Origin of the sequence: Methyloversatilis sp., assembly GCF_051861465.1 — a bacterium.
GTDB lineage: Bacteria > Pseudomonadota > Gammaproteobacteria > Burkholderiales > Rhodocyclaceae > Methyloversatilis.
The window spans coordinates 267555-292130 of the sequence record NZ_JBHYCQ010000002.1 but is presented as its reverse complement, the minus strand read 5'-3'; the positions used below and the strand labels follow the sequence as shown (position 1 = coordinate 292130).

Genomic DNA, 24576 nt, shown 5'->3' with positions numbered 1-24576 from the left:
CGCGAGGTAGCCCGAGTTGGATGAGCTTCTGCGCATGGTGCTCAGCTATCTGCGATCGATGTGGTCGTATCGCTGGGCGGGGTTGATCGTGGCCTGGGTGATCGGACTGGTCGGCGCGGTGGTCGTCATGAAACTGCCCGACAAATACGAGGCGTCGGCCAAGATCTATGTCGACACGCAATCGCTGCTGCGACCGCTGATGTCCGGACTCGCCATCCAGCCGAACATCGATCAGCAGATCAACATGCTCAGCCGTACGCTCATCACGCGGCCGAACGTTGAAAAGCTGATCCGCATGTCGGATATGGACATCGACGTCAAGACGAAGAAAGAGCGCGACGAACTGATCGACACGCTGATCAAGGACCTGAAGCTGAGCAGTTCCGGGCGCGACAACCTCTACAACGTCACCTACTCGAACCAGCGGCCGGAGAAGGCGCAGAAGGTCGTGCAGTCGCTGGTCACCCTGTTCGTGGAATCCGGGCTTGGCGGCAAGCGGCAGGATGCCGATACCGCACGCAAGTTCATCGAGGAACAGATCAAGTCCTACGAAGCCAAGCTGCTTGAAGCAGAAAACCGGGTGAAGGAGTTCCGCCTCAAGAACCTCGACCGCCCCGGCGGCAACGACTATTTCGGTTCCCTCAGTGCGGCGCAGGGCCAGCTGAAGGAAGCGCAGCTCGCGTTGAGCGAAGCAACCAACTCGCGCGATGCGCTGCGCCGGCAGATCGTCGGTGAAGAGCCGACGCTCGCCTTTGATTTCGGCGCAACCGGACAGTCTTCCGGCGAGCCGGGTACGCCGGGTCCGAATACATCCGATCTCGATCAGCGGATCGCGTCGATGAAGAACGATGTCGAGGCGCTGCTTCAGCGCTATACCGACGCGCATCCGGATGTTGCAACCTTGCGTTCCCGTATTTCGAAAGCCGAAGCGGAGCGCGCCGAGAAGGTTGAACAGTTCAATACCGCGCTGGCCGAACAGGCGAAGAAGGCGAAGAGCAGCGGCGCGCAGCCGGCCGTCAATCCGCTGGCCAGCATGTCGAACAACCCGGTGTATCAGCAACTGAAGGTGGCGCTCGCAGAATCGGAAGCGCAGGTCGCGTCGCTGACGGCACGCGTGGCCGAATACTCCTCGCGCGTCGGGAAGATGAAGGATTCGGCGCGCCTCGTGCCGGAGCTCGAAGCGGAGTTCGCCCAGCTGAATCGCGATTACGACATCCAGAAGGACAACTACAACCAACTGGTTTCGCGTCGGGAGTCGGCATCGATTTCAGAAGAAATGGACGCCTCGGGTGTTGCCGAGTTTCGTCTGATCGAGCCGCCGCGGGTAACGCCCAATGCGGTCTGGCCCAACCGGCTGGTGCTGTTGCCGGCGGTCCTCGGTGGCGCTTTTGCAGTGGCAATCGCGATCTGTTTTCTGCTTTCGCAGCTTCGTCCGGTGTTTCACGACGGTCGGGACCTGGCTGAGGCGACAGGGGTGCCGGTGCTCGGATCCGTTTCGATGCTGCTTTCAGACGATTTCAAGCGCGTCGAACGCCGGCGCCAATTCACATTCCTTGGCGGGGTCGGGTCGCTTGTGGCGTCCTATGTTGCGCTGCTCGCCTTTGTCGCACTTGCCGTGCGCGGCGCCTGAGGTCATTCATGAGCATCATTGAACAAGCGGCAGCACGGATCGCCCAGCTGAAGAAGGTGGGTGTCGATATCGGTGCGCACGACTCGCCGGAGCCGGTGGCGGCGCCTGTAGTGGCCCCGGAATCGCGGCAGGAGACGATTGCAGTACCCCTCGCCACTGCGCCCGACGTCGCTGCCGAAGCACCCGTGTCGGCCCGCGTCGCGATCGAATCAGATCCCGATGTGTCCTCGCGCCGCGTCGAACTCGACCTGAAGCGGCTCGACGAAATGCGCATCGTCACCCCGCGGTCTCCGCGCTCGCAGATCGCCGAAGAATTCCGGATGATCAAGCGTCCCATCCTCGCCAATGCGCGTGGCAAGGGCGCTTCGCCCGTCGAGAACGGCAATCTGATCATGGTGACGAGTTCCGTCCCGGGCGAAGGCAAGAGTTTCAACTCGATCAACCTCGCGATGAGCATTGCGATGGAGCTCGACAACACGGTGCTGCTGGTGGACGCCGACGTTGCCCGCCCGTCCGTGTTGAACCTGCTCGGTTTGCCCCCTGCAAAGGGTTTGATGGACGTACTGCTCGACAAGACCGTCACACTGTCGGATGTACTGCTGCGCACGAACATCGAAAAGCTGACCTTGCTGCCTGCCGGCATGCCGCACAAGAATGCGACCGAATTGCTGGCCAGCCGGTCGATGAAGAACCTGCTGGTGGAAATTGCCCATCGCTATCCTGACCGGATCATCGTGTTCGACTCGCCGCCGCTGATGGTGACGACGGAAGCGCCCGTGCTCGCACAGTCCATGGGTCAGCTCGTGCTCGTGGTCGAGGCGGGGCGTACGACTCAGACGATGGTGAAGCAGGCGCTGGCCAAGGTGGCGTCGTGTCCGGTCAAGATGCTGGTACTCAACAAGGCGCGCTACGCCCGTTCGGACGGGTACTACGGCTATTACGGCTATGGATACGGCTACAGCGGCGCCGTGCGTGGTGATGCTGGTGAAAAGGCTGCCTGAGGTGTCGAGCAGCCAGGCGTATCGCTGCGTGCGATTTGTGTCGCTCTCGGCACTCGCTCTCGCGCCGACCGTGGCTGCCGCGGAAGGCTGGCGCGTCAACACGGCGCTCACGACGCGGGTCATCGCCAGCGACAACATCAACTACTCGGCCATTTCGCCCCAGTCGGATTCGCTCGTCGAGTTGAACCCCAGGGTCAATCTGACGCGCACCAGTCCGCGCCTGCAGCTCAATCTGACCTACACGCCGCGCTATCTGCATTACGTTGAAGAAACCTTTGATTCGAGGGTGGCCCACGACTACAACGGCACCGGCAGCGTGGAAATCGTCGATGACCTGTTTTTCCTCAGTGGAACGGCGATCTCCGCCCAGCGGAACCAGTCGATCTTCAATGCCGTACCGTCCGACAACCAGCTGTCTCCGAATCAGCTCAATCGCACGCGCACCTACTCGCTGACGCCGTCGTTCCGCGGCACGGTGCGGCTGGGCGATATCGCGACCTGGCGCTCGAGTTACAACATCGTGCGCAGCGAGACCGCAGGCTCGGTGAATGCCGGGACGCTGACGGCGGAAACCTTCAATGGCACGCTGGCCGGCGCGCCGGCGACGCTGAGCTGGCAGGTCGACGTCAATTCTACAAAAACCTCCTCGGATATCGCCCGGGCGACCGATCGGCAGCGCGTGACCGGGTCGCTGATCTACAAATACGATGCGACCCTGCGCCTGGTCGGTCGCTATGGATACGAAGACACCAACTTTTCGAATCAGCGCAGCGGCAATACCTACGGTGCGGGTTTCTCGTGGAATCCCTCGCTGCGCACGTCGATCAGCGGTGACTACGATGATCGACCGTTCGCCTCGACGTCTTCGTTCAACATTTCGCACCGCATGCCGCGCATTGCGATGTCGGCCGATTACCGGCGGACGCTCACGAATCGCGCAGAACAGATTCTTTCGCCGAGCGGTGCCATCGATCTTGCCGAGTCGCTCGCGCTGCTTGAACCGTTCGCGAGCGAATCCGATCCGGTCCAGCGCTTGCGACTGATCGAAAACTTCCTGCGCGACAACGGGCTTTCGCGTTTTCAGGTTGCGCTGAGCCCCATCCTGAGCGACCGCCAGTTCCTGCAGACCCGCTGGCAGGTTTCGGCGACCCGTACCGGCGTTCGCAATACCGTGAGCCTCAGCTACTTCCGTACCGAGAGCAACAGCGGCATCGGCGGCATCGGGCCTGCCGTGGGAGACGACTTCGCCCTGTCACCGATCATCCGGCAGAACGGATGGACGGCCTCCTATTCGCATCGGGTGAGCACCGACTCATCGGTCAATCTGTCTTACACCAGCTCCAAGTCGAACGGGACGTCCCTCTCCGGGCTCGGGACCAATCGCGACACGCTCAACGCAACCTGGTCCACGCGTCTGGGCACGCGCAGCAACGGTTCAATCGGTCTGCGCATGACGCGTGCCACAGTCACGGCCGGCGATGTCGATGAAAATGCAGTGATCGCGACGCTCTCGACGCGATTCAACTGAACACCTCTCTGGCGCCTGTGCCGGAGCGGTTCTTGCGTCGAACCAGACACGTCGCGGATACATGTACGAAACCTTTTACGGCCTTTCCGGCAAACCTTTCCAGCTCAACCCCGATCCGTCCTTCTTCTTCGGCAGCAAGGGACATCGCCGTGCGCTGGCCTACCTTGAATACGGCTTGCACCAGAGTGAAGGCTTCATCGTCATCACCGGTGAGATCGGCGCCGGCAAGACCACGCTGGTGCGCAGCCTGCTGCAGAAGCTCGACGTCAAGAAGGTGGTGGCCGCGCAGCTGGTCAGCACCCATCTCGACGCCGAAGACACCCTGCGTCTGGTTGCCGCCGCATTCGGACTGCCGAACAAGCAGCTGAAGAAGGCCGACCTGTTGCTGTCGATCGAAATGTTCCTGCTGTCGCTGACGGCGGCGGGCAAGCGCGCGCTGCTGATCGTCGACGAGGCGCAGAACCTGACGCCGCGCGCGATCGAGGAATTGCGCATGCTGTCCAATTTCCAGCTCGGCGAGCACGCGCTGCTGCAGAGTTTTCTGGTCGGTCAGCCCGAGTTTCGCGAAACGATGCAGAGCCCGGACATGCAGCAGCTGCGGCAACGGGTCATTGCGTCCTACCACCTCGGACCGATGGACCCGGCCGAAACCGAGGCCTACATCGAACACCGGCTCAAGCACGTCGGCTGGCGCGGATCGCCGGCCTTCCTGGCGGGTACCCACGAAGCCATTTTCAAGGCGACCGACGGCGTGCCGCGGCGCATCAACACGCTGTGCGACCGGCTCATGCTGGCCGGATTCCTGACCGGAGCAACGGCATTCTCGACGGAAGAGGTGGCCGTCGTGGTCAGCGAAATCCGTGATGAAGCGGGTGACGCTGCGGCGGCTGCTGCGGTGGCCAAGCATGGCGATGGCGGTGCGGCGGTTGCGACATCCGGACGCGCTGCCTTCGGCGGTTCGCACATGATCGGAGCCCCGGAGCTGTTCGACATGGATCTGTCGCAGTTCAAGCTCGATGCAACATCCGCACAACGGGTACGCGATTTCGTCAATGCCCATCAGGCCGGTTATCTCGAAGACCGGTTGTCACGTATCGAACGTACCCTCGAACAAACCATCGCAATGCTCGGCGAGCTGGCTGACCGTTCGCTCGACGCCCAAGGCAAGGAAACAGAATGACTGCTGCCCGTTCCATCGCGCCGGTACTGTGCATCGTCGGTGCCCGCCCGAACTACATGAAGATGGCGCCCATCCTGCGCGCCTTCGACGAACACGTTCCCGCCATTCCGTGGGTGCTGGTGCACACCGGCCAGCACTACGACCATGCGATGAACGAACGCCTGTTCAGCGGGCTGCGCCTGCCGACACCGCAGCACAACCTCGAAGTGGGTTCCGGCACGCACGCCGTGCAGACGGCCGAAATCATGAAGCGCTTCGAGCCGCTGGTCGACGACATCAAGCCGTCGTGCGTGCTTGTCGTCGGGGACGTGAATTCCACGCTGGCGTGCGCACTGGTCGCGGTGAAGAAGCACATCGCCGTGGTGCATGTCGAAGCGGGCCTGCGCAGCGGCGACCGCGCGATGCCGGAAGAGATCAACCGCATCCTGGTCGATCGCATTTCCGACCGGCTGTACACGACCGAACGCAGCGCACTGGCGAACCTCGTGGCCGAAGGCGTCGATGCATCCTGGGTGCATTTTGCCGGCAACGTCATGATCGACTCGCTGCTGTCGAGTCGCTCGCTGGCAGTGCCCCCGGCGGCGACATTGAGCGAGCACGGCATCGATCCCGCGCTGATTGCCGGTGGTCGTTACGGCGTCGTCACGCTGCATCGCCCGAGCAATGTCGACGATCCGGAACAGCTCAGGCGCCTCGCCGGCATGCTGTCCCAGGCCGCCGAGCGTCTGCCGCTGGTGTTCGCCATCCATCCGCGCACCCGCACCAATCTCGAAAAATTCGGTCTGGGTGCCTTGCTGGACAACCCGCGCATCGCACTGCTGCCGCCGCTGGGGTATCTGGAAATGCTCGGCCTGATGGATGGGGCGACGGTCATGATCACCGACTCCGGCGGACTGCAGGAAGAGACGACGGCGCTGTCGGTGCCGTGCATCACCCTGCGCGAAAACACCGAGCGGCCGATCACGGCGGAGCAGGGCACCAATACCGTCGTGGGTTCGGACGAGGCCTTGTTCGTGCGCTGCCTCGATGACACGCTCGCCACCGGCGGCAAGCGCGGACGCGTTCCCGAATACTGGGACGGCGCCGCCGCCCCGCGTATCGCCGCCGATCTGTATGCCTGGCTGCAGGCGCGCGCCGCATCGTGAGCCGGACGTCGTGACGGCCATCCGCAACGCGTTCACCGTCGACGTGGAAGATTACTTCCAGGTGTCGGCGCTCGCGCCTTACATCGCCCGCGCCGACTGGGATCGCATCGAATGTCGCGTCGAACGCAACGTGGACCGCATCCTTGCGCTGCTCGATGCGTCCGGCAACCACGCCACCTTCTTCACGCTGGGCTGGATTGCGCAGCGCCACCCGGCCATGGTGCAGCGCATTGCCCGCGCCGGGCACGAAATTGCCAGCCACGGCAGTGCGCACCTGCGTGCCACCGAGCAGTCGCCGGCCGATTTCCTCGACGACATTTCGCGTGCCAAGAAGCTGCTTGAAGACATCACCGGCGTGGAAGTACGCGGTTACCGCGCGCCGAGCTTTTCGATCGGCCACGCCAATCCGTGGGCGCTCGACTGCGTGGCCGAAGCCGGCTACCGCTACAGCTCCAGCATTTATCCGGTCAAGCATGATCACTACGGCATGCCGGATGCGCCGCGTTTTCCATTCGCCTCGCGCGACGGCCTGATGGAAGTGCCGGTCACCACCGTGCGTGTCGGCAGCCGCAATCTGCCGGCGGGCGGTGGCGGTTACTTCAGGCTGCTGCCCTACGTGGCCTCGCGCTGGCTGCTGCAGCAGGTGAACAGACGCGACGGCCGACCGGCCATGTTCTATTGCCACCCGTGGGAAATCGACGCCGCCCAGCCGCGCGTGGCCGGCGTGGATGCGAAGTCGCGCTTTCGTCACTACATCAACCTCGACCGCACCGAAGGCCGGCTGGCGCGCCTGATGCGCGACTTCCGCTGGGGCCGGATGGACGAGGTGTTTCCGGAGATTGCCCGTGCGACCTGAGGCGGAATTCATGACAGCTGTCAGCGTGAGCGTGCGCGCCGCCACCGATGCGGACCGCGCAAACTGGAACGCCTTCGTGGAAGCGAGCCCGGCGGCAAGCTTCTTCCACCTGTTCGAGTGGCGCGACATCATGCGCGACGTGTTCGGCCACCGCACGCACTACCTGCTGGCCGAACAGGCCGGGCGCGTCTGCGGCGTGCTGCCGCTGGCGCAGGTCAAGAGCCGGCTGTTCGGACACTCTCTGGTGTCGCTGCCGTTCGGCGTCTATGGCGGCGTGGCGGCGGACAACGAAGCCGCTGCACTGGCGCTCGAGACCGAAGCGCAACGCATTGCGCAGTCGCTCGGCGTCGACCACCTCGAATTCCGCAACGTCACCGCGCGCCACACCGACTGGCCGACCGAAGACCTGTACGTCACCTTCCGCAAGGAATTGTCGCCCGACGTCGAGGCGAACATGAACGCCATCCCGCGCAAGCAGCGCGCCATGGTGCGCAAGGGCATCAAGAACGGTCTGGTCGCGAAGTTCGATGTCGACAACGCCCGCTTCTTCGAGCTGTATTCCGACAACGTGCATCGTCACGGTACGCCTGCGCTGTCGCGTCGCTACTTCGACACGCTGCGCGCCACCTTCGGCGAGCGCTGTTCGGTCATGACGGTCGAAGGGCCGGACGGAGCCTTGCTCAGCAGCGTCATGAGCTTCTACTTCCGCGACGAAATCCTGCCCTATTACGCAGGCGACGCGGAGGCCGCGCGCGATCTGGCCGCGAACGATTTCAAGTACTGGGAACTGATGCGCCACGCCTGCGAGCGCGGCATCCGGGTGTTCGACTACGGCCGCAGCAAGCAGGGCACCGGTTCCTATTCGTTCAAGAAGAACTGGGGTTTCGAACCGGCGCCGCTGCACTACGAATACTGCCTGTACAAGCGGGACAGCCTGCCGCGCAACAACCCATCGAACCCCAAGTACAAGCTGATGATCGAAGTGTGGCGCCGCATGCCGCGCAGTTTCGCCAACACGCTCGGGCCGCTGATCGTCCGCAACCTGGGCTGACCGGGTTGGAACCGCTGCTCTACCTCGCGCACAGGTTGCCGTATCCGCCCAACAAGGGCGACAAGGTGCGCTCGTTCAACCTGCTGCGTCACCTGTCGAAGCGTTACCGCGTTCATCTGGGCTGCTTCGTCGACTACGCCGAAGACATGCAGCATGTGCCTGCGCTGGCGCAGTGGTGTGCGTCGAGTCACGTCGAGCGCATCGATCCGCGCCTGGGCAAGGCTCTGTCGCTCAGTGGTCTGCTGACCGGCGAAGCGCTCACGCTGCCGTATTACCGCAGCGCCGCGATGACGCGCTGGGTCAGACAGGTGATCGATCGCGAAGGCATCCGCAACGCGGTGGTGTTCTCGTCGGCGATGGGGCAGTACGTACAGGCCATCGACGGGTTGTCCAGCGTGGTCGATTTCTGCGACGTGGATTCTGCCAAATGGGCCGAGTACGGTCGCACGCAGACCGGGCCGATGGCCTGGCTGTATCGGCGGGAAGGCCGTCGTTTGCTTGCCTTCGAGCGCGCGCTGTCGCAGCGCGCGACAGCGAGTGTCTTCGTGTCGCAGGCTGAAGCCGATCTGTTCGTGTCGCTGGCGCCGGAAGCCGCATCGCGCACGGTCGCCGTGTCGAACGGCGTCGATGCGGCCTATTTTGCGCCGGCGCCGGCGCTGCCCGATCCGCTGGTCGAAGGTGCCCAGTCGCTGGTATTCACCGGCGCCATGGACTACTGGCCCAATATCGACGCCGCCACGAGTTTCGTCAGCGAGCTGTGGCCTGCCATCGCAGCCGCCCGCCCCGCGCTCCACCTTTGGCTGGTCGGCATGAATCCTGCGCCTGCGGTGCGGAATCTGGCCGGGCCGCGCATCCATGTGACCGGCACCGTGCCCGACGTCCGGCCCTATCTGCAGCACGCGGAGCTCGTCATCGCCCCGCTGCGCATCGCCCGCGGCATCCAGAACAAGGTACTGGAGGCGATGGCCATGGGCTGCGCAGTCGTCTGTTCCGGCGAAGCCGCTGAAGGCATCGATGCCATGCCGGGTATCGAATTCGCCGTGGCGCGGGATCCGGCCACCTGGCTGTCGACGCTTGCCGATCTGCTGGACAACCCGGCCCGGGCTGCCGTCATCGGCCACGCCGCGCGCGACCGGGTGCTGTCCGATTACAGCTGGGATGCGCACCTGTCGCGCTTCGACCGGCTGCTCGACCATCCGGATCGGCACGCGCCGGCACTCGGCGTGCCGCAGGTCCGCACGACATGAGTCAGCTCAGTTCCGCGTCGCCGCCGCTCTCCTTGCCGCGGTTCTTCATGTTGCCCCTGCTCGTGCTGGCGGGGCTGGTTGCGATATGGATCGGCTATCGCGACACGGTGATGTCGCTCTATGAGCAGTGGCTCAGTTCCGAGTCATATTCGCATGGGCTGGTCGTCGTGCCGATCACGCTGTACTTCATCTGGATGCGCCGTGCCACGCTATACGATGCGGCGATCCAGCCCAGCCTCGTCGGCATGCTGGCCATTCCGGTCAGCGGTTTGCTCTGGGTGCTGGGCGAGCTGGCCGGCGTGGTGACGGTCACCCAGGTCGCGCTGGTCTGCCTGACTATTGCATTCGTCTGGGCCGTACTGGGCAACGATTTCACGCGACGCATCGCGTTTCCGCTCGGCTTCCTGTTCCTGTCGATTCCGTTCTCCGACGGCATCCTGCCGCATCTCATGCAATGGACGGCCGACGCGACCGTCATCGCGCTCAGGTGGTCCGGCGTACCGGTGTATCAGGACGGTTTCAACTTCATCATTCCGTCCGGCAACTGGTCCGTGGTCGAAGCCTGCGCGGGTGGCCGCTATCTGGTGTCCTCGCTGTTTGCCGGTGCGCTGTACGCCTACATCACTTACACCAGCGCGACCAAGCGTGCGATCACCATGGTGCTGGCACTGGTCATTCCACTCTTTGCGAACTGGCTGCGGGCCTACACCATCGTGATCGTCGCGCATCTGACGAACAACGAATGGGGGCTCGGCGTCAGCCACATCACGCTGGGCTGGATCATCTTCGGCGCCGTCATCATGGGCATGTTCTGGCTCGGCATGCGCTGGCGCGATCCGGAACCGGTGGCGGCGCCGATGCATCCGGATTCCGCCCGCGGCCCGGTCGGCAAGCACTACGCTGCGCTTGTGATGGGTCTGTGTGCCGTATTGATGTGGCAGGCCGTGGCCGCTTGGCGGGCGCCGTCAGCCGATGCAGTCGATGTCCTCGAGTGGACCGCCATCGAACCTGCAAGCGGCTGGACGCTGGCCGAAGCCGATCCGGATGTGCGGTCCACCGTGGTCGGTGAGCGCACTGCGCTGAAGGCACAGTTTTCGACCGGCGAAGGCGATGTGCAGCTCTTCATGTACGCGTTTTCGGAGCAGGCGCAGGGTCGCGAAATGATCAACCGCTTCAACCGCATCGAGTTTCCGGCTGGACTGATCAGTCGCTCACTGTCCGACGAAACGCTGGACGTGGCGGGGATCGAAGTGCCCTTTGTGCGCGAAGCGCACCAGCGCCTCGACAACCGCATCGGATTTGCGGCCTACCGCAGCTACAACGTCAGGGGCCGCTGGACGGCCAGCGATTACGAAGCGAAGGCGCTGCAGGCATGGGGACGATTGAGCGCCGGGCGCGACGATTCGGTCATGGTCCTGTTCGTGACGCGTGCCGAGGCCGATCCATCGGTCGATCGCGATCGTGCGACGCGCTTTCTCGCGGCGTACGGCGATGCCATCCGCGCGCGCGCGGCGTTGGCCGTCGATGCCGCGTCAGAGAGGCGCCCTTGATGGCGAAGCCGCCGCGCGACGCCTTGCAGATCGTTCATGTGGTGTACAGCTTTCGCGTCGGCGGGCTCGAGAACGGCGTCGTCAATCTGATCAACCGTCTGCCCGCCGATCGCTTCCGGCATCGCATCATTTCGCTGACCCGATCCGATCCGGCGTTCGTCGGACGCCTCCAGCAACCGGTCGAATGCATCGATCTGGACAAGCAACCGGGGCACGGGCTGAAGCTGTTCGGCCAGATGCGCACGCTGCTGCGCGCGCTGCGCCCCGATGTCGTACACACGCGCAACCTGGCCGCACTCGAAATGGCGCTGCCGGCCTGGGCGGCCGGCGTGCCGGTACGCATACACGGCGAACACGGCCGCGACGTCGAAGATCCGGTCGGTGACGTGAAGAAGTATCAATGGATGCGCCGCGCCTACCGGCCCTTTGTGACGCATTACGTGGCACTGTCGCGCGATCTGGAAAACTATCTGGTATCCCGCGTCGGGGTGCCGCAAGGCCGCGTGACGCGCATCTGCAACGGGGTCGATCATCGACGCTTCATGTCGTCATCGGCACGTGCGCTGCCGGCCGATGCGCCATTCGGCAACGATGGCCTGTGCATCGTCGGCACGGTCGGGCGGATGCAGGCGGTGAAGAACCACCTCGGACTGGTGCGCGCCTTTGCCCGCCTTCGGTCGGGCGGCGACGAGGCGGCGCAGCGGCTGCGTCTGGTCATCGTCGGCGACGGCCCGGTGCGGCCGCAGGTCGAAGCGCTGGTGGACGAACTGGGGCTGCGCGAGGTGGTCTGGCTGGCAGGCGAGCGCAGCGACGTGCCGGCGCTGATGCAGGGCATGGATGTCTTCGTGCTCCCTTCGCTGGCCGAAGGCATTTCGAATACGGTGCTGGAGGCGATGGCCTCCGGGCTGCCGGTGATCGCCAGTGACGTCGGTGGCAATCCGGAACTGGTCGACCCCGGCGTGACTGGATTTCTGGTGCCGCCCGCCGATACAGAAGCCTGGGCCGACGCGATGCGCCGGCTTGCGACGGGTGATGCGGCATCGCGCATGGGGCAGGCCGCGCGCCTGCGGGTGGAGCAGGAATTCAGCCTCGACCGCATGGTCGGGCAGTACCAGGCACTTTATGAAACGCATTGTGGCGAGCGCCGCACGGCATAACGGACGAGGACGGAACAGTCGATGTGTGGCATAGCAGGCATGTTCGACACGCGCGACCGGCGCGACATCCCGCGCGACATCGTCGGGCGGATGAACGACGTGCAGTTCCATCGCGGACCGGACGGCGGCGACATCCATTTCGAACCGGGCGTGGCGCTGGCGCACCGCCGGCTGGCCATCATCGACGTCGGCGGCGGTCACCAGCCGCTGTTCAATGAAGACGGCTCGGTCGTCGTGGTGTTCAACGGCGAGATCTACAACTTCCAGGAACTGGTGCCCGAACTCGAAGCGGCCGGACATCGCTTTGCGACGCACAGCGATACCGAAGTCATCGTGCATGCGTGGGAGCAGTGGGGCGAAGCCTGCGTGCAGCGTTTCCGCGGCATGTTCGCCTTCGTGCTGTGGGACCGCAACCGGCAGACCCTGTTCGTCGCGCGCGACCGGCTCGGCGTCAAGCCCTTCTTCTACGCGCTGCTGCCGGACGGCATGTTCGTGTTCGGCTCGGAACTGAAGGCATTGATGCAGCACCCGCAGATGCCGCGCACCATCGAGCCGCAATGCGTCGAAGAGTACTTCGCGCTTGGCTACGTGCCCGAGCCGCGCACCATCTACCGCGGCGTGATGAAGCTCGACGCCGGCCACACGCTGACGCTGCGCCGCGGCGAGCCGTTTCCGGCGTCGCGCGAGTACTGGGACGTGCGCTTCACGCTCGACGCGAAGATCAGCGCGGCGGATGCCGAGGCGGAACTGACGGCGCGTCTGCGCGAGTCGGTCCGGCTGCGCATGATTTCCGAGGTGCCGCTGGGCGCCTTCCTGTCCGGCGGCGTCGATTCCAGTGCCGTGGTGGCAACCATGGCGGGGCTGTCATCGAACCCGGTCATCACCTGCTCGATGGGCTTCGACGATCCGTCCTTCAACGAAACCGAATTCGCCGCCATGGTGGCGCAGCGCTATGCCACCGACCATTTTGTCGAAACGGTGGCGAGCGATGATTTTTCGCTCGTCGATGCGCTGGCCGCGCTGTACGACGAGCCCTATGCCGACAGTTCGGCGATCCCGACCTATCGCGTGTGCCAGCTGGCGCGCACGCGTGTCACCGTTGCGCTGTCCGGTGATGGCGGCGACGAAAGCTTCGGCGGCTATCGTCGCTACCGCATGCACCTGATGGAAGAGCGCATGCGCGATGCGCTGCCGCTCGGCGTTCGCCGGCCGCTGTTCGGCCTGCTCGGCAGCGTCTATCCGAAAGCCGACTGGGCGCCACGTCCGCTGCGCGCAAAGACGACCTTCCAGGCGATGGCGCGCGATTCGGTCGAGGCCTACTTCAACACCGTGTCCATCCTGCGCGGTGCGCAGCGCAGCCAGCTCTATTCCGGAAGTTTCCGGCGCGAACTGGCGGGCTACAACGCGCTGGAGGTGTTCCGCCGCCATGCCGCGCGCGCCGGGACGGACGACGCACTGGCCTTGATCCAGTATCTCGACACCAAGACCTACCTGATCGGCGACATCAACACCAAGGTCGACCGCGCGTCGATGGCGCATTCGCTCGAAGTGCGCGAGCCGCTGATGGACCACGAGCTGGTCGACTGGCTGGCCTCGCTGCCCTCCAGCCTCAAGGTGCAGGGCAACGAAGGCAAGTGGCTGCTGAAGAAGGCGCTGGAGCCGCAGTTGCCGCACGACGTGCTGTACCGGCCGAAGATGGGTTTTGCCGTGCCGCTGGCGCGCTGGTTCCGCGGCCCGCTGAAGGATCGCGTGCGCGCGGCGCTGACCGGGCCGGTGCTGTCGGACAGCGGTCTGTTCGATCCGGATGTGCTGAAGCGGCTGTGCGACGAACATCAGTCGGGTCTGCACGACCACAGCGCACCGATGTGGACCGTCATGATGTTCGAAGCCTTCCTGCGTCAGCAGGGCGCCGACGCCCGTCCGCGGGCGCCGCTTGCCGCGTCGGCGGCCTGAGGCGGCACGGCGATGAAAGTCCTGCACATCCTGGATCATTCGATTCCGCTGCACAGCGGCTATACCTTCCGCACGGCGGCCATCCTGCGCGAACAGCGCAAGCTCGGCTGGGAAACCCACCACCTCACCTCGCCGAAGCAGGGCGCCACGACGGCGGCGTTCGAGGACGTGGACGAATTCCGCTTCCACCGCACGCCGGTGCCGGGCGCATCGCTGCCGCTGCTGCGCGAGATCGCCCAGATGCGCGCCATCGAAGTGCGCCTCGAAGCCCTGGTGCGCGAACTGCGCCCGGACATCCTGCACGCCCACTCGCCGGTGCTCAATGCGGTGCCGGCGCTGCGCGTCGGTCGCCGCCTCGGCGTGCCGGTCGTCTATGAAGTACGCGCCTTCTGGGAGGACGCCGCGGTCGACCACGGCACGACCGCCGAAGGCAGCCTGCGCTACCGCGCCACCCGGGCGCTGGAAACCTGGGCGCTGAAGCGCGCCGATCACGTCACGTGCATCTGCGAAGGTCTGCGGCAGGACATCGTCGCGCGCGGCATCCCGTCGTCGAAGGTGACCGTCATCCCGAATGCGGTGGATGTCGACAACTTCACCTTCTGTTCGCCGGCCGAAGCCGACCTGCGCCAGTCGCTCGGACTCGACGGCCATCGGGTGCTGGGCTTCGTCGGATCGTTCTACGCCTACGAAGGGCTGGATCTGTTTCTCGACGCCGCCGCCGCGCTGCGTCGTGACCACCCGGACATCAAGGTGCTGCTGGTCGGCGGTGGCCCGCAGGAAAAAGCGTTGCGCGCGCAGGCCAGGGCCCTCGGCATCGAGGATGCCGTGGTGTTCACCGGCCGGGTACCGAACCGGGAAGTGCAGCGGTACTACAATCTGATCGACCTGCTGGTCTATGCCCGCCACCCGATGCGTCTGACCGAACTGGTGACGCCGCTCAAGCCGCTTGAGGCCATGGCACAGGGCAAGCTGTTCGTGGCGTCGGACGTCGGCGGGCATCGCGAACTGATCCGCAACGACGAAACCGGCTATCTGTTCCGGGCCGGCGATGCGGCCGATCTGGGCCGGACGATGGCGCGCGTGCTCGATCAGCCCGAAAAATGGGACGCGATCCGCGCTGCGGGTCGCCGTTTCGTCGAATCCGAACGCAACTGGCGGACGTCCGTGGCGCGCTACCGGGGCGTGTTTTCGACGCTGGCGCCGGCTGCCGCGTGAAGCTGTCCGGACTGCGTCTGGCGGTGGTCGGGCCGCTGCCGCCTCCGGCGGGCGGCATGGCGAACCAGACCCGCCAGCTGGCCGACAAGCTGTCGGCCGAGGGCGTGAGGGTCGAACTGGTGCAGACCAACGCGCCCTACCGCCCGGCCTGGGCGGGACGCATTCGCGGGCTGCGTGCGTTCGCGCGGCTGCTGCCCTACCTCGGTTCGCTGTGGCGCGCGGCGGGGCGCAACGATCTGATGCACGTGATGGCGAATTCCGGCTGGTCGTGGCATCTGTTCGCCGCGCCGGCGATCCGGATTGCACGCCTGCGCGGCTGTCCCGTCATCGTCAATTATCGCGGCGGCGAGGCGGCCGATTTCCTGCAGGGCCATGCGCCCCGGGTGCGCTCGACCATGGCGCGTGCCAGCCTGCTCGTCGTGCCATCCGGTTTCCTGCAGCAGGTATTTGGTCGTTTCGGCATGTCGGCGGAGATTCTGCCCAATGCGGTGGACGTCGAACGCTTTTCGCCGACGCCGCGGCGGGAGGTCGGCCATGCCCCCCACCTCATCGTGACGCGCAATCTGGAGGCGCTGTACGACAACGAAACCGCCATCCGCGCCATGGCGATCCTGCGCGCCCGCTATCCGCAGGCCCGCCTGACGGTCGCCGGCGAAGGTCCGGAACGCGAGCGGCTGATCGCCCTGGTGAAGCAGCTCGGATTGCAGGACGCCGTCAGTTTCGTCGGTCGTCTCGATCGTGCCGGCGTGGCTGAACTGTATGCACGGGCCGATGCGATGCTCAACCCGTCGCGCGTCGACAACACGCCGAATTCGGTGCTCGAAGCGCTCGCCTGCGGCGTGCCGGTCGTCAGCACGCGGGTCGGCGGCGTCCCCTTTCTGGTCAGCGACGGCACAACGGCACTGCTCGTGCCGCCGGGCGACCCGGCGGCCATGGCGGCTGCCGTCATCCGACTGTTCGACACACCCGGCCTGGTGGAGCAGCTGCACCGGCAAGGTCTGGAACACGTCAGCCAGTTCGCTTGGCCAAAGGTGCGGCAGCGCCTGGCCGTGGTTTACGGCAGCGTGCTGTCAGGCACGGACAATCCGGGCCCCAGCGTCTAGACTTCAAGCGGTCGATTTTTCCTGCAGGGCCTGTCTTTCGACGCCCTTCGTATCCAGATGAATGTTTCGCTGCGGCAAACGCTGACGTCCGCCCTGAAAACAGCGGTGTCGGCGCATCGGGTTCGGGCCGGACGCGCCGGATGAGCGGGCTGTACACGCGCTTCGTGTCGTCGGTGCTGTTCCCGTTGCAGGAACGCATGAAGCAGCACAGCACCGTCGCCGATCATGCGGCACTCGACCGTTCGCAGTGGCTGCCGACGGCGCAGATACGCGACATCCAGTCGGATCGGCTGCGCAGTCTGCTGACGCATGCGGCGACCCACGTACCCTATTACCGCGCGCTGTTCGCCCGTAGCGGCTTCGATCCGGCCGGGGTGACGTCGGCGGCCGATCTGCAGCGGTTGCCCTTTCTCACCAAGGCGGTGATTCGTGCCAACAGCGACGCCCTGCGCGCCGACGACGCGCAGGGGCTGGCGCGCTTCAACACCGGTGGCTCCAGTGGCGAGCCGCTGGTGTTCTTCATCGGCCGCGAGCGGGTCAGCCGCGATGTCGCAGCCAAGTGGCGCGCCACGCGCTGGTGGAATGTGGATATCGGCGACCCGGAAATCGTGCTGTGGGGCAGCCCGATCGAACTGGGCGCGCAGGATCGCGTGAAGCTGCTGCGCGACCGCCTGATGCGCACCCGCCTGCTGCCGGCGTTCGACATGTCGGCGAGCAAGGTGGATCACTTCATCGATGTCATCCGCGACACACGGCCGAAGATGTTGTTCGGCTATCCGTCGGCCTTCGCCCTGATCGCCAGCCGGGCGCAGGAACGCGCCGTGCGGCTCGACGATGTCGGGCTGAAGGTGGCGTTCGTCACCTCGGAGCGCCTGTATCCGCACCAGCGCGAGGTGATCGAATCGGTGTTCGGCTGCCCGGTCGCCAACGGTTACGGCGGACGTGACGCCGGCTTCATCGCCCACCAGTGTCCGGACGGCTCGATGCACATCACGGCCGAGGACATCGTGGTCGAGATCGTCGATGGAGACGGCCGGGTACTCCCGGCCGGACAGTCGGGCGAGATCGTCGTCACCCATCTGGCCACGCGCGACTACCCGTTCATCCGCTATCGCACCGGCGATGTCGGCGTGCTGTCAGACCAGCCGTGCTCCTGCGGTCGCGGTCTGCCGGTGCTGGCCGAAGTGCAGGGCCGCAGCACCGATTTCGTGGTGGCGGCCGATGGCACGGTCATGCATGGTCTGTCGCTGATCTATGTGCTGCGCGACCAGCCGGGCGTGGCGGCCTTCCGCATCGAGCAGGAATCGCTGGCGCAGACACGTGTTGCCGTCGTGCCGGGAGACGGATTTTCAGTGGAACGCAGTGTGCCGGCGATCCGCAAGGGTCTGCAGGACAGGCTGGGCAGTGGCGTGACCATCGTCATCGATCTGGTCGATGCCATCCCGGCCGAAGCATCGGGCAAGTATCGGTATGTCGTGTCGCGTGTGCCGGTCAGCGGACAGACCGTGCCTGCACCGGCTGCCGTGGAGGCTGCCCATGCGTGACATAGCGGTACTTGCAATCGTGTTCGGCGCGAGTCTGTACGCCTTCAAGCACACCTGGGCGGGTGCGCTGGCCTGGACCTGGCTCGGTCTGATGAATCCGCACAAGCAGAGCTGGGGCATCGCGGTCAATTTTCCGGTCGCTGCGGTGGTCGGCGGCGCGACGCTGGTGTCGTGGATTTTCTCGCGCGAGAAGCGCATGGATATCTGGACGCCCGCATCGGTCAGCATGCTTCTGCTGATCGTCTGGCTCGTCGTGTCGACGCCATTTGCCTTCTATCCCGAACTCGCCCGACCGCACCTTGTGGACACCCTGAAGGTGTTTCTGATGATTTTTGTCGCGATGACCGTCATCAACGACAAAAAGCAGCTGCAGTACCTGATCTGGGTGATCGTCGCGTCGCTCGGCTACTACGGCGTGAAGGGCGGTGTGTTCACGATCATGACCGGTGGCGCGCACCGTGTATGGGGGCCGACCGGCACCATGCTCGAAGGCAACAATGAACTGGCGCTCGCGCTGATCATGACCATTCCGCTGATGCGCTATCTGCAGCTTCAGCTCGAGAAACCACGCTACAAGCAGATCATGCTGGCGGCCATCGTGTTGATGGCGGCCAGCGCGATCGGCAGTCAGTCGCGCGGCGCCCTGCTGGCCATCATTGCAATGAGCGGCGTGCTGGTGTTGCGCAGCCGCAATCGCTTGGGCCTGTCGGCGCTGATGGTGGTCGGTGCCGTGGCGGTGGTCGCGCTGATGCCCGACAGCTGGCACGAACGGATGGACACCATCAACACCTACGAGGAGGACGCCTCCGCGATGGGTCGCCTCAACGTCTGGGAGATGAATTACAACATTGCGTGCGCCAAGGTGTTCGGCGGCGGATTTTCAATGTACTCGCCCGAGGTGTATGCCGTCTTCGCACCCGATCCGCGTTTCGTCGTCGTGGCGCACAGCATCTACTTCCAGATCCTGGGCGAGCACGGATTCATCGGCCTGTTCCTGTTCCTGCTGGTCTGGTTCACGACCTACCGCGAATTCTCCAAGGTGCGCCGTTTCGGACTGGCCACGCCGGAGCACGCATGGATGGCCGATCTGGCCGGCATGTGCCAGGTGAGTCTGGTCGGCTATCTGGTCGGCGGTGCCTTCCTCAGTCTCGGTTTCCTCGATCTCGCGTACAACCTCGTGCTCATTGCGGTCTGCATGTCGCGCCTGATGCGCGATCACATCAAGGCGACACGGCCCTATCCGCTGTACGGTTTCGGTGCGCCGATGCCGGGTCCTCCGGCCGGGGAGGGTGGAAAGTGAGCGGTAACTGCCTGCTGATCGCGAATATCTACGCGCCGATCCGGGGCGGCTCGGCTTCGGTCTACGCCACGCTGGCTGCTCACGCGCCGGCCGGGCGCATGGCGGTGCTCGCGTCGCGCCACCATTATGAAAGTGATGCGGAAATTCCCGGCTGGGACCAGCATGACGCGGGGGTGACCTACCCGATCGAGCGGGTCAGACTGCTCCGGCCCGCCGAAATGCCGCCGCCGCGCAACCGTCTCGTGTCGGCGCTGCGTTTTGCCACGATTGATCTGCCGCTGCGCATCGGCGTCGCGTGGCGCACCTTGTCGATGATCCGCCGGCACCGGATTTCGGTGGTCTGCCTGGGCGAACTGAATTCGCTGGCCTGGCTGGGCGAAGTCTGCCGCCGGTTCGCCGGCAGCAAGGTGGTGTGCTACATCCACGGCGAAGAAATCACGACGTCGATGAGCCAGGCCGGTTCTTTCGGCCTGCGGCGTGCGCGAACCCTGCAGCGGGCCGACGCCATCATCGCGGTCAGCCGCTTCACGCTCGAAGCACTGGTGCGCCAGATGGGGGTCGATCCGGCCCGCATCTGCCTGCTCGAGAACGGTGTCGATACGCGCCGCTTCGCGCCCGGTCCGGTCGACGAGGCGTTCCGGGCGCGGCATGGCCTGACCGGCAAGCGCGTCGTGCTCGAAGTCGGGCGACTGGTGCCACGCAAGGGCTTCGACCGCACCGTCGACGCCTGGCCGCAGATACTCGCCGCGGTGCCGGACGCGCATCTGCTGATCGTCGGCGAAGGTCCGCTCGGGCCGGCGCTGCGCGCGCGGGCCGGGCAGCTTGGCGTGGCGGACAGCATCACGTTCGCCGGCGCGCTCGATGATGCCGACCTGCTGGCCGCGTATCGCAGCGCCGATCTGTTCGCGATGCCCAACCGCACGATGCCCGACGGTGACACCGAAGGTTTCGGTCTGGTCTTTCTTGAAGCGAACGCCTGTGGTCGCGCAGTCGTCGGCGGCCGCGCCGGTGGCGCTGTCGAAGCGGTGCGTGACGGCGAGAGCGGCCTGCTTGTAGAGAGCGAGCAGCCGGAGAACATTGCGCGGGCGATCATCACGCTGCTGACCGACGATGCGCTGCGCCAGCGGCTCGAAGCGGGTGGCTTGCGACACGCGCAGGCGAACAGCTGGTCGCACCGCATCACCACCTTCACCGCCCTGTGCGACAGCCTTGTGGCGCCCGGCCCCAAGGAAGTCTCCGCCATCCAGAAATCATGACTGCTCCGCGCACGCTGCTCATCATCGCCGCCGAGTTTCCGCCGCTGAAGACCATCGGCCGCATCCGCACCGTCAAGTTTGCCGAACACCTGCTGGCCCACGGCTGGAAGCCGGTGGTCATCACGGTCGAGCCGAGCGGGCTCGAACCCAATTACGACGCTTCGTTGTTGCGCGAGATCGCCGACGGCGTCGAAGTCATCCGCGTACCGCTGCGCGACTACGAGTCGGACATCGCGCGGCTGGCCAAGCAACTGCTCGGCCGCGGCGACACCGCAACTGCGGCCCCGTCCGCAGCGCCGGCCCCGAAGTCAGGCCCAAAGTCAGACCCCTCGCAGGCCCGGCCGACCGCTGGTGGCGGCTTGATGGACAAGGCGCACGCGCTGGTGCGCCACGTGTTCCGGCATTACATCTACATTCCGGACAGCTATGTCTTCTGGACCTTTGCCGCCGCGCGCCGGGCGCGCGAGGTGTGCGCCGAACGACAGGTCGATGCGATCTACACGACGCTGCCGGCCTTCAGCTCGATGATCGCCGGCCATCGCCTGCGCCGGCAGACCGGGCTGCCGTGGATTGCCGACTACCGCGATCTGTGGTTCGGCGATGTGCTGCGCGAATGGCTGCCGCGCTGGCGCCAGCGCATGGAACTGTGGCTGGAACGGCGGCTGCTGCGTCGCGCCGACGTCATCGTCACGGTGTCGGAACAGAAGACGGCCTACATGCGCCGGCTGCATCCGGACCTGCGCGCGCGCTGGGAAACGCTGACCAATGGTTTCGACGTCGAGCTGTACAGCGGCCGCGCACGCCAGCGACCGTTCGACGACCCGTGCATCGAATTCGTCTATACCGGCCGCCTGTTCAAGAACCGCCGCGGTCATGCGTTCGCCGAGGCGCTGGGTCGCATCGCGCGCAGTGATCCCGCGCTGGCCGCGCGCGCGCGGGTGCGCATCTTCGGCGGCGTCGAACCGGTGATCCGCCAGCGCTACGACGACATCCTCGCCCGCGACGGCATCGGCCACCTGTTCGCCTTCGAAGGCGATGTGCCTTACCAGACGGCGATGCAGGCCCAGGTGGATTGCGACTACCTGCTGCTCATCGTCGATACCGGCGAAACCTCGGATGGCGTCATTCCGGGCAAGCTGTTCGAATACGTCGCGTCCGGCCGACCGATGTTCGCGCTGTGCGATCCGGGCGCCACGCCGGACATCATCCAGCGCGCGAACCTTGGCGTGGTCGTGGGGGCCGAGGATGTCGATGCCTGCGAGCGCGAACTGCGCCGCGTGCTGGCGAGCCCGGTTCCGCGTGCCGTCGAGCCGGACGAGGCCTACCTCGCGCAATTCGACCGGCGCGCGATCACGACCCGGTTCGCCACGCTGCTTGACGAGGTCACCCACCGCCGGAGTCCAGCCGAAGGGCCTTTGGCCTGATGAAGACGCAGGCCGCGATCCTTCTGCTGGGCGCGGCATTGATGCTTGTCGTCTGCGTCGTGCATTCGTCCGGCGGCGTGCGGCGTCCCGTCCGCTGGATCGCTTTCGCGCTGCTGGCATTCGTGTCGATGCAGGGCGTGCTTTTCGTGGCGCTGGAGGTCAGCGGCGGTCGCAGGGACACGAGTTTCGGTCGTGTCGTGGCAGGTGCCGATCCGCTGCCCGGGCGCCCGTCGCTGGTGCTGCTGGGTTCCAGTTACACCGCGCGCAACATCGACGGACAACTGCTGCGCGAGGTACTTGCGCGAGGCGGCGTCGACATACAGGTGCTGCAACTGAGCCTGCCTGGCGGTTTTGCCTATGAGCAGGACTACCATCTTTCGCGTGTGCTGCGCGAGCCGTTGCGGAACACGATCGTCCTTGCCGAACTGGGCACCGAGCGCGCCTGGGGTGTGGCGCGAGAAAATCTCTACAAGCACGACACGATCGGTTATCACGATGCCGTGCGCGTGTGCGACAAGGTCGCGATCGGGCTGTCGGATGACGACGTCGATCAAGAGGGGCTGATCGACGTGCTGAAGCTCGGACTTGCCCATCACGTCAATCTGGGGCTGGCCCACGCGATGGTGTCTGGCGCGCGCCAGCTCGAACTGGCCGGATTTGTCCCGCAGCCCAAACTGTCGGCGGCTGTGCCCCTCGACCGCATTCTCGCCGGCCTGTCGGCGGCCGATGCCGACGTTCCGGTGGCCGAGGCATTCCCCGCCTATGCGCGCCGGCGCGCCGACGCCTGGCGATCCCTGGGTGCCGATCGGGTGCTGTTCTTCCAGCCGCCCAATGCCGATCCGGCCGCACGCGGCTGGACGGGCCGATTCTGTGCAGCCCTGCAGGGATCCTGTGTGCCGTTTGACGGAACCCGCCACATGGCAGGCGACTTCTGGAACAACGAAGGGCACCTGAACCTGCAGGGCGCGCGCCGCTTCACCGAATGGCTGGGGCAACGATTGCTGGAGCGGAAGGACTTCTTCAGTGTCATTTGACAGTCTCGCCTTCGCGGTCTTTTTCTTCTGCAGCTTCTTCATCTACTGGCGCCTCCGGTCGGAGGAGGGCAAGCGCCTGTTCCTGACGCTGGCGAGCATCTTCTTCTACGGTTTCTGGGACGTGCGCTACGTTGCGCTGATGGTGTTCGTGATGGCGGTCGCTTACGCTGCCGGCCGTCTGATCGACGCCGCGTCCATCGACGGCCGTCGAAAGACCTGGCTGTTCGTGGCGGTTGCGCTGCACCTTTCGGTGCTGCTGTTCTTCAAGTATTTCGATTTCTTCGCCGACAGCAGCGCCCAGCTGTCGCTGGCGCTCGGGCTTGGCATGTCGTTCCCGCGGCTCGAGCTCGTGCTGCCGATCGGCATCAGCTTCTACACCTTCCACGCCATCAGCTACACCGTCGACGTGTACCGGCGCCAGGTCGTCGCCGAACGCGATCCGGTGCGCATCGCCCTCTACATTTCGTTTTTCCCGCAGCTGATCGCCGGCCCCATCGTCCGGTCCACCTTCTTCCTTCCGCAGATGCGGATACCCAAGGTCCGTGACGCCGACCAGCTGGCCGCCGGCCTGAAAAGCTTTGCGCTGGGATTCGTGTTCAAGACCGTTCTGGCGGACAACCTCGCGACCATCGCCGATCCGGTATTCGCCGATCCGGGTGCATGGAGCCCGCAGGCACTGTGGATCGGCGCGCTGGCGTACTACGGTCAGATCTATTTCGATTTCGCGGGCTATTCGCTGATGGCCATCGGTGCCGCAGCGTGGTTCGGCTACACCTTGCCGGACAACTTCCTGTGGCCCTGCACGGCATCGTCGGTCACCGAGTTCTGGCGGCGCTGGCATGTATCGCTGTCGTCCTGGCTGCGCGATTATCTGTACATCCCGCTCGGCGGCAGCCGGCGCGGCCGCTGGATCATGTACGCCAGCCTCTGGACGACCATGCTGCTGGGCGGTCTGTGGCACGGCGCGTCATGGAATTTCGTGATCTGGGGCGCACTGCACGGATTCGCACTGAGCGTCCACAAGATCTGGCGGGACCTGAAAGGCCGGCCGGCCGATGACCGCTTCCATGTCGCCGGCTGGCTGCTGACCCAGCTCTGGGTGCTGTTTGCATGGGTATTCTTCAGGTGTCACGAATTCGACACCGCACTGGATTTCCTGGCAGGCATGTTCGGACTGCGTGAATCGCCCGGTGTGCCGCAGCAGTTGCCGGCCTATCTGATCGCCGTCATCGCCATCGCCCTGCTGGTTGACGCGCTGACCGGCCGCTGGCGCGCTGCGCTTCCGGGCATCCGCGTGACCTCGGGCAGCCATGCGGCCGTGATTGGATGCGCGTTCGCACTCGCGCTGTGGTTGATTCCGCTGACTGCGGTACCGTTCATCTATTTCCAGTTTTAGCGCCTG

At 65.2% G+C, this 24576-nt stretch carries 19 protein-coding genes; all 19 read left to right on the top strand.

The genetic code is table 11. The features are described from left to right. Positions 1–16 precede the first annotated feature (16 nt). The 19 genes from ACTIFF_RS03695 to ACTIFF_RS03605 all read left to right on the top strand — a co-directional run bounded on the left by ACTIFF_RS03695 (position 17) and on the right by ACTIFF_RS03605 (position 24570). Positions 17–1630, top strand: a complete 1614-nt coding sequence (locus tag ACTIFF_RS03695; RefSeq protein WP_439535606.1) for an XrtA system polysaccharide chain length determinant — start codon at positions 17–19, stop codon at positions 1628–1630. A gap of 8 nt (positions 1631–1638) precedes the next feature. Next, on the top strand, positions 1639–2631 hold the full coding sequence (locus ACTIFF_RS03690; protein WP_439535605.1) for an XrtA-associated tyrosine autokinase: 993 nt from the start codon (positions 1639–1641) through the stop codon (positions 2629–2631). Beyond that, entirely contained in the window at positions 2576–4159 is a 1584-nt protein-coding gene (locus tag ACTIFF_RS03685; protein WP_439535604.1) for a TIGR03016 family PEP-CTERM system-associated outer membrane protein, read from the top strand. The genes ACTIFF_RS03690 and ACTIFF_RS03685 overlap by 56 nt, the downstream gene beginning before the upstream one ends. 61 nt (positions 4160–4220) lie before the next feature. After that, positions 4221–5339, top strand: a complete 1119-nt coding sequence (locus ACTIFF_RS03680) for an XrtA/PEP-CTERM system-associated ATPase (protein WP_439535603.1) — start codon at positions 4221–4223, stop codon at positions 5337–5339. Beyond that, positions 5336–6484 carry a non-hydrolyzing UDP-N-acetylglucosamine 2-epimerase gene (gene wecB, locus ACTIFF_RS03675; RefSeq protein WP_439535602.1) on the top strand — a complete coding sequence of 383 codons (1149 nt, stop codon included), beginning with the start codon at positions 5336–5338 and terminating at the stop codon, positions 6482–6484. Before ACTIFF_RS03680 ends, wecB begins: the two co-directional genes overlap by 4 nt. 10 nt (positions 6485–6494) lie before the next feature. Beyond that, positions 6495–7340 carry an XrtA system polysaccharide deacetylase gene (locus tag ACTIFF_RS03670; RefSeq protein ID WP_439535601.1) on the top strand — a complete coding sequence of 282 codons (846 nt, stop codon included), beginning with the start codon at positions 6495–6497 and terminating at the stop codon, positions 7338–7340. Then, positions 7330–8391 (top strand): FemAB family XrtA/PEP-CTERM system-associated protein, encoded by a 1062-nt coding sequence (locus tag ACTIFF_RS03665; protein WP_439535600.1) that lies wholly within the window; start codon positions 7330–7332, stop codon positions 8389–8391. The genes ACTIFF_RS03670 and ACTIFF_RS03665 overlap by 11 nt, the downstream gene beginning before the upstream one ends. A gap of 5 nt (positions 8392–8396) precedes the next feature. Further along, entirely contained in the window at positions 8397–9638 is a 1242-nt protein-coding gene (locus ACTIFF_RS03660; protein WP_439535599.1) for a TIGR03087 family PEP-CTERM/XrtA system glycosyltransferase, read from the top strand. A 47-nt stretch (positions 9639–9685) separates the two neighbouring features. Continuing rightward, positions 9686–11188, top strand: coding sequence for an exosortase A (gene xrtA / locus ACTIFF_RS03655; RefSeq protein WP_439535598.1), 1503 nt, complete (start codon positions 9686–9688; stop codon positions 11186–11188). Continuing rightward, positions 11188–12345, top strand: coding sequence for a TIGR03088 family PEP-CTERM/XrtA system glycosyltransferase (locus ACTIFF_RS03650; RefSeq protein ID WP_439535597.1), 1158 nt, complete (start codon positions 11188–11190; stop codon positions 12343–12345). The genes xrtA and ACTIFF_RS03650 overlap by 1 nt, the downstream gene beginning before the upstream one ends. 21 nt (positions 12346–12366) lie before the next feature. Beyond that, a complete protein-coding gene (locus tag ACTIFF_RS03645) occupies positions 12367–14298 on the top strand; it encodes an XrtA/PEP-CTERM system amidotransferase (protein ID WP_439535596.1) in 1932 nt (643 codons plus the stop codon). 12 nt (positions 14299–14310) lie between these two features. Next, positions 14311–15513, top strand: a complete 1203-nt coding sequence (locus tag ACTIFF_RS03640; RefSeq protein ID WP_439535595.1) for a TIGR04063 family PEP-CTERM/XrtA system glycosyltransferase — start codon at positions 14311–14313, stop codon at positions 15511–15513. Then, positions 15510–16616 (top strand): glycosyltransferase family 4 protein, encoded by a 1107-nt coding sequence (locus tag ACTIFF_RS03635; RefSeq protein WP_439535594.1) that lies wholly within the window; start codon positions 15510–15512, stop codon positions 16614–16616. Before ACTIFF_RS03640 ends, ACTIFF_RS03635 begins: the two co-directional genes overlap by 4 nt. 140 nt (positions 16617–16756) lie before the next feature. Further along, complete coding sequence (locus ACTIFF_RS03630) at positions 16757–18160, top strand: phenylacetate--CoA ligase family protein (RefSeq protein ID WP_439535593.1); 1404 nt, start codon at positions 16757–16759, stop codon at positions 18158–18160. Continuing rightward, positions 18153–19460, top strand: a complete 1308-nt coding sequence (locus tag ACTIFF_RS03625; RefSeq protein WP_439535592.1) for a putative O-glycosylation ligase, exosortase A system-associated — start codon at positions 18153–18155, stop codon at positions 19458–19460. The genes ACTIFF_RS03630 and ACTIFF_RS03625 overlap by 8 nt, the downstream gene beginning before the upstream one ends. After that, positions 19457–20716: a glycosyltransferase family 4 protein gene (locus ACTIFF_RS03620; RefSeq protein WP_439535591.1), complete on the top strand. Its 1260-nt coding sequence runs from the start codon at positions 19457–19459 to the stop codon at positions 20714–20716. Before ACTIFF_RS03625 ends, ACTIFF_RS03620 begins: the two co-directional genes overlap by 4 nt. Beyond that, positions 20713–22140: a glycosyltransferase gene (locus ACTIFF_RS03615; RefSeq protein ID WP_439535590.1), complete on the top strand. Its 1428-nt coding sequence runs from the start codon at positions 20713–20715 to the stop codon at positions 22138–22140. The genes ACTIFF_RS03620 and ACTIFF_RS03615 overlap by 4 nt, the downstream gene beginning before the upstream one ends. Next, positions 22140–23174 carry a hypothetical protein gene (locus ACTIFF_RS03610; protein WP_439535589.1) on the top strand — a complete coding sequence of 345 codons (1035 nt, stop codon included), beginning with the start codon at positions 22140–22142 and terminating at the stop codon, positions 23172–23174. The genes ACTIFF_RS03615 and ACTIFF_RS03610 overlap by 1 nt, the downstream gene beginning before the upstream one ends. Beyond that, positions 23164–24570 carry an MBOAT family O-acyltransferase gene (locus tag ACTIFF_RS03605; protein ID WP_439535588.1) on the top strand — a complete coding sequence of 469 codons (1407 nt, stop codon included), beginning with the start codon at positions 23164–23166 and terminating at the stop codon, positions 24568–24570. Before ACTIFF_RS03610 ends, ACTIFF_RS03605 begins: the two co-directional genes overlap by 11 nt. Positions 24571–24576: the final 6 nt, after the last annotated feature.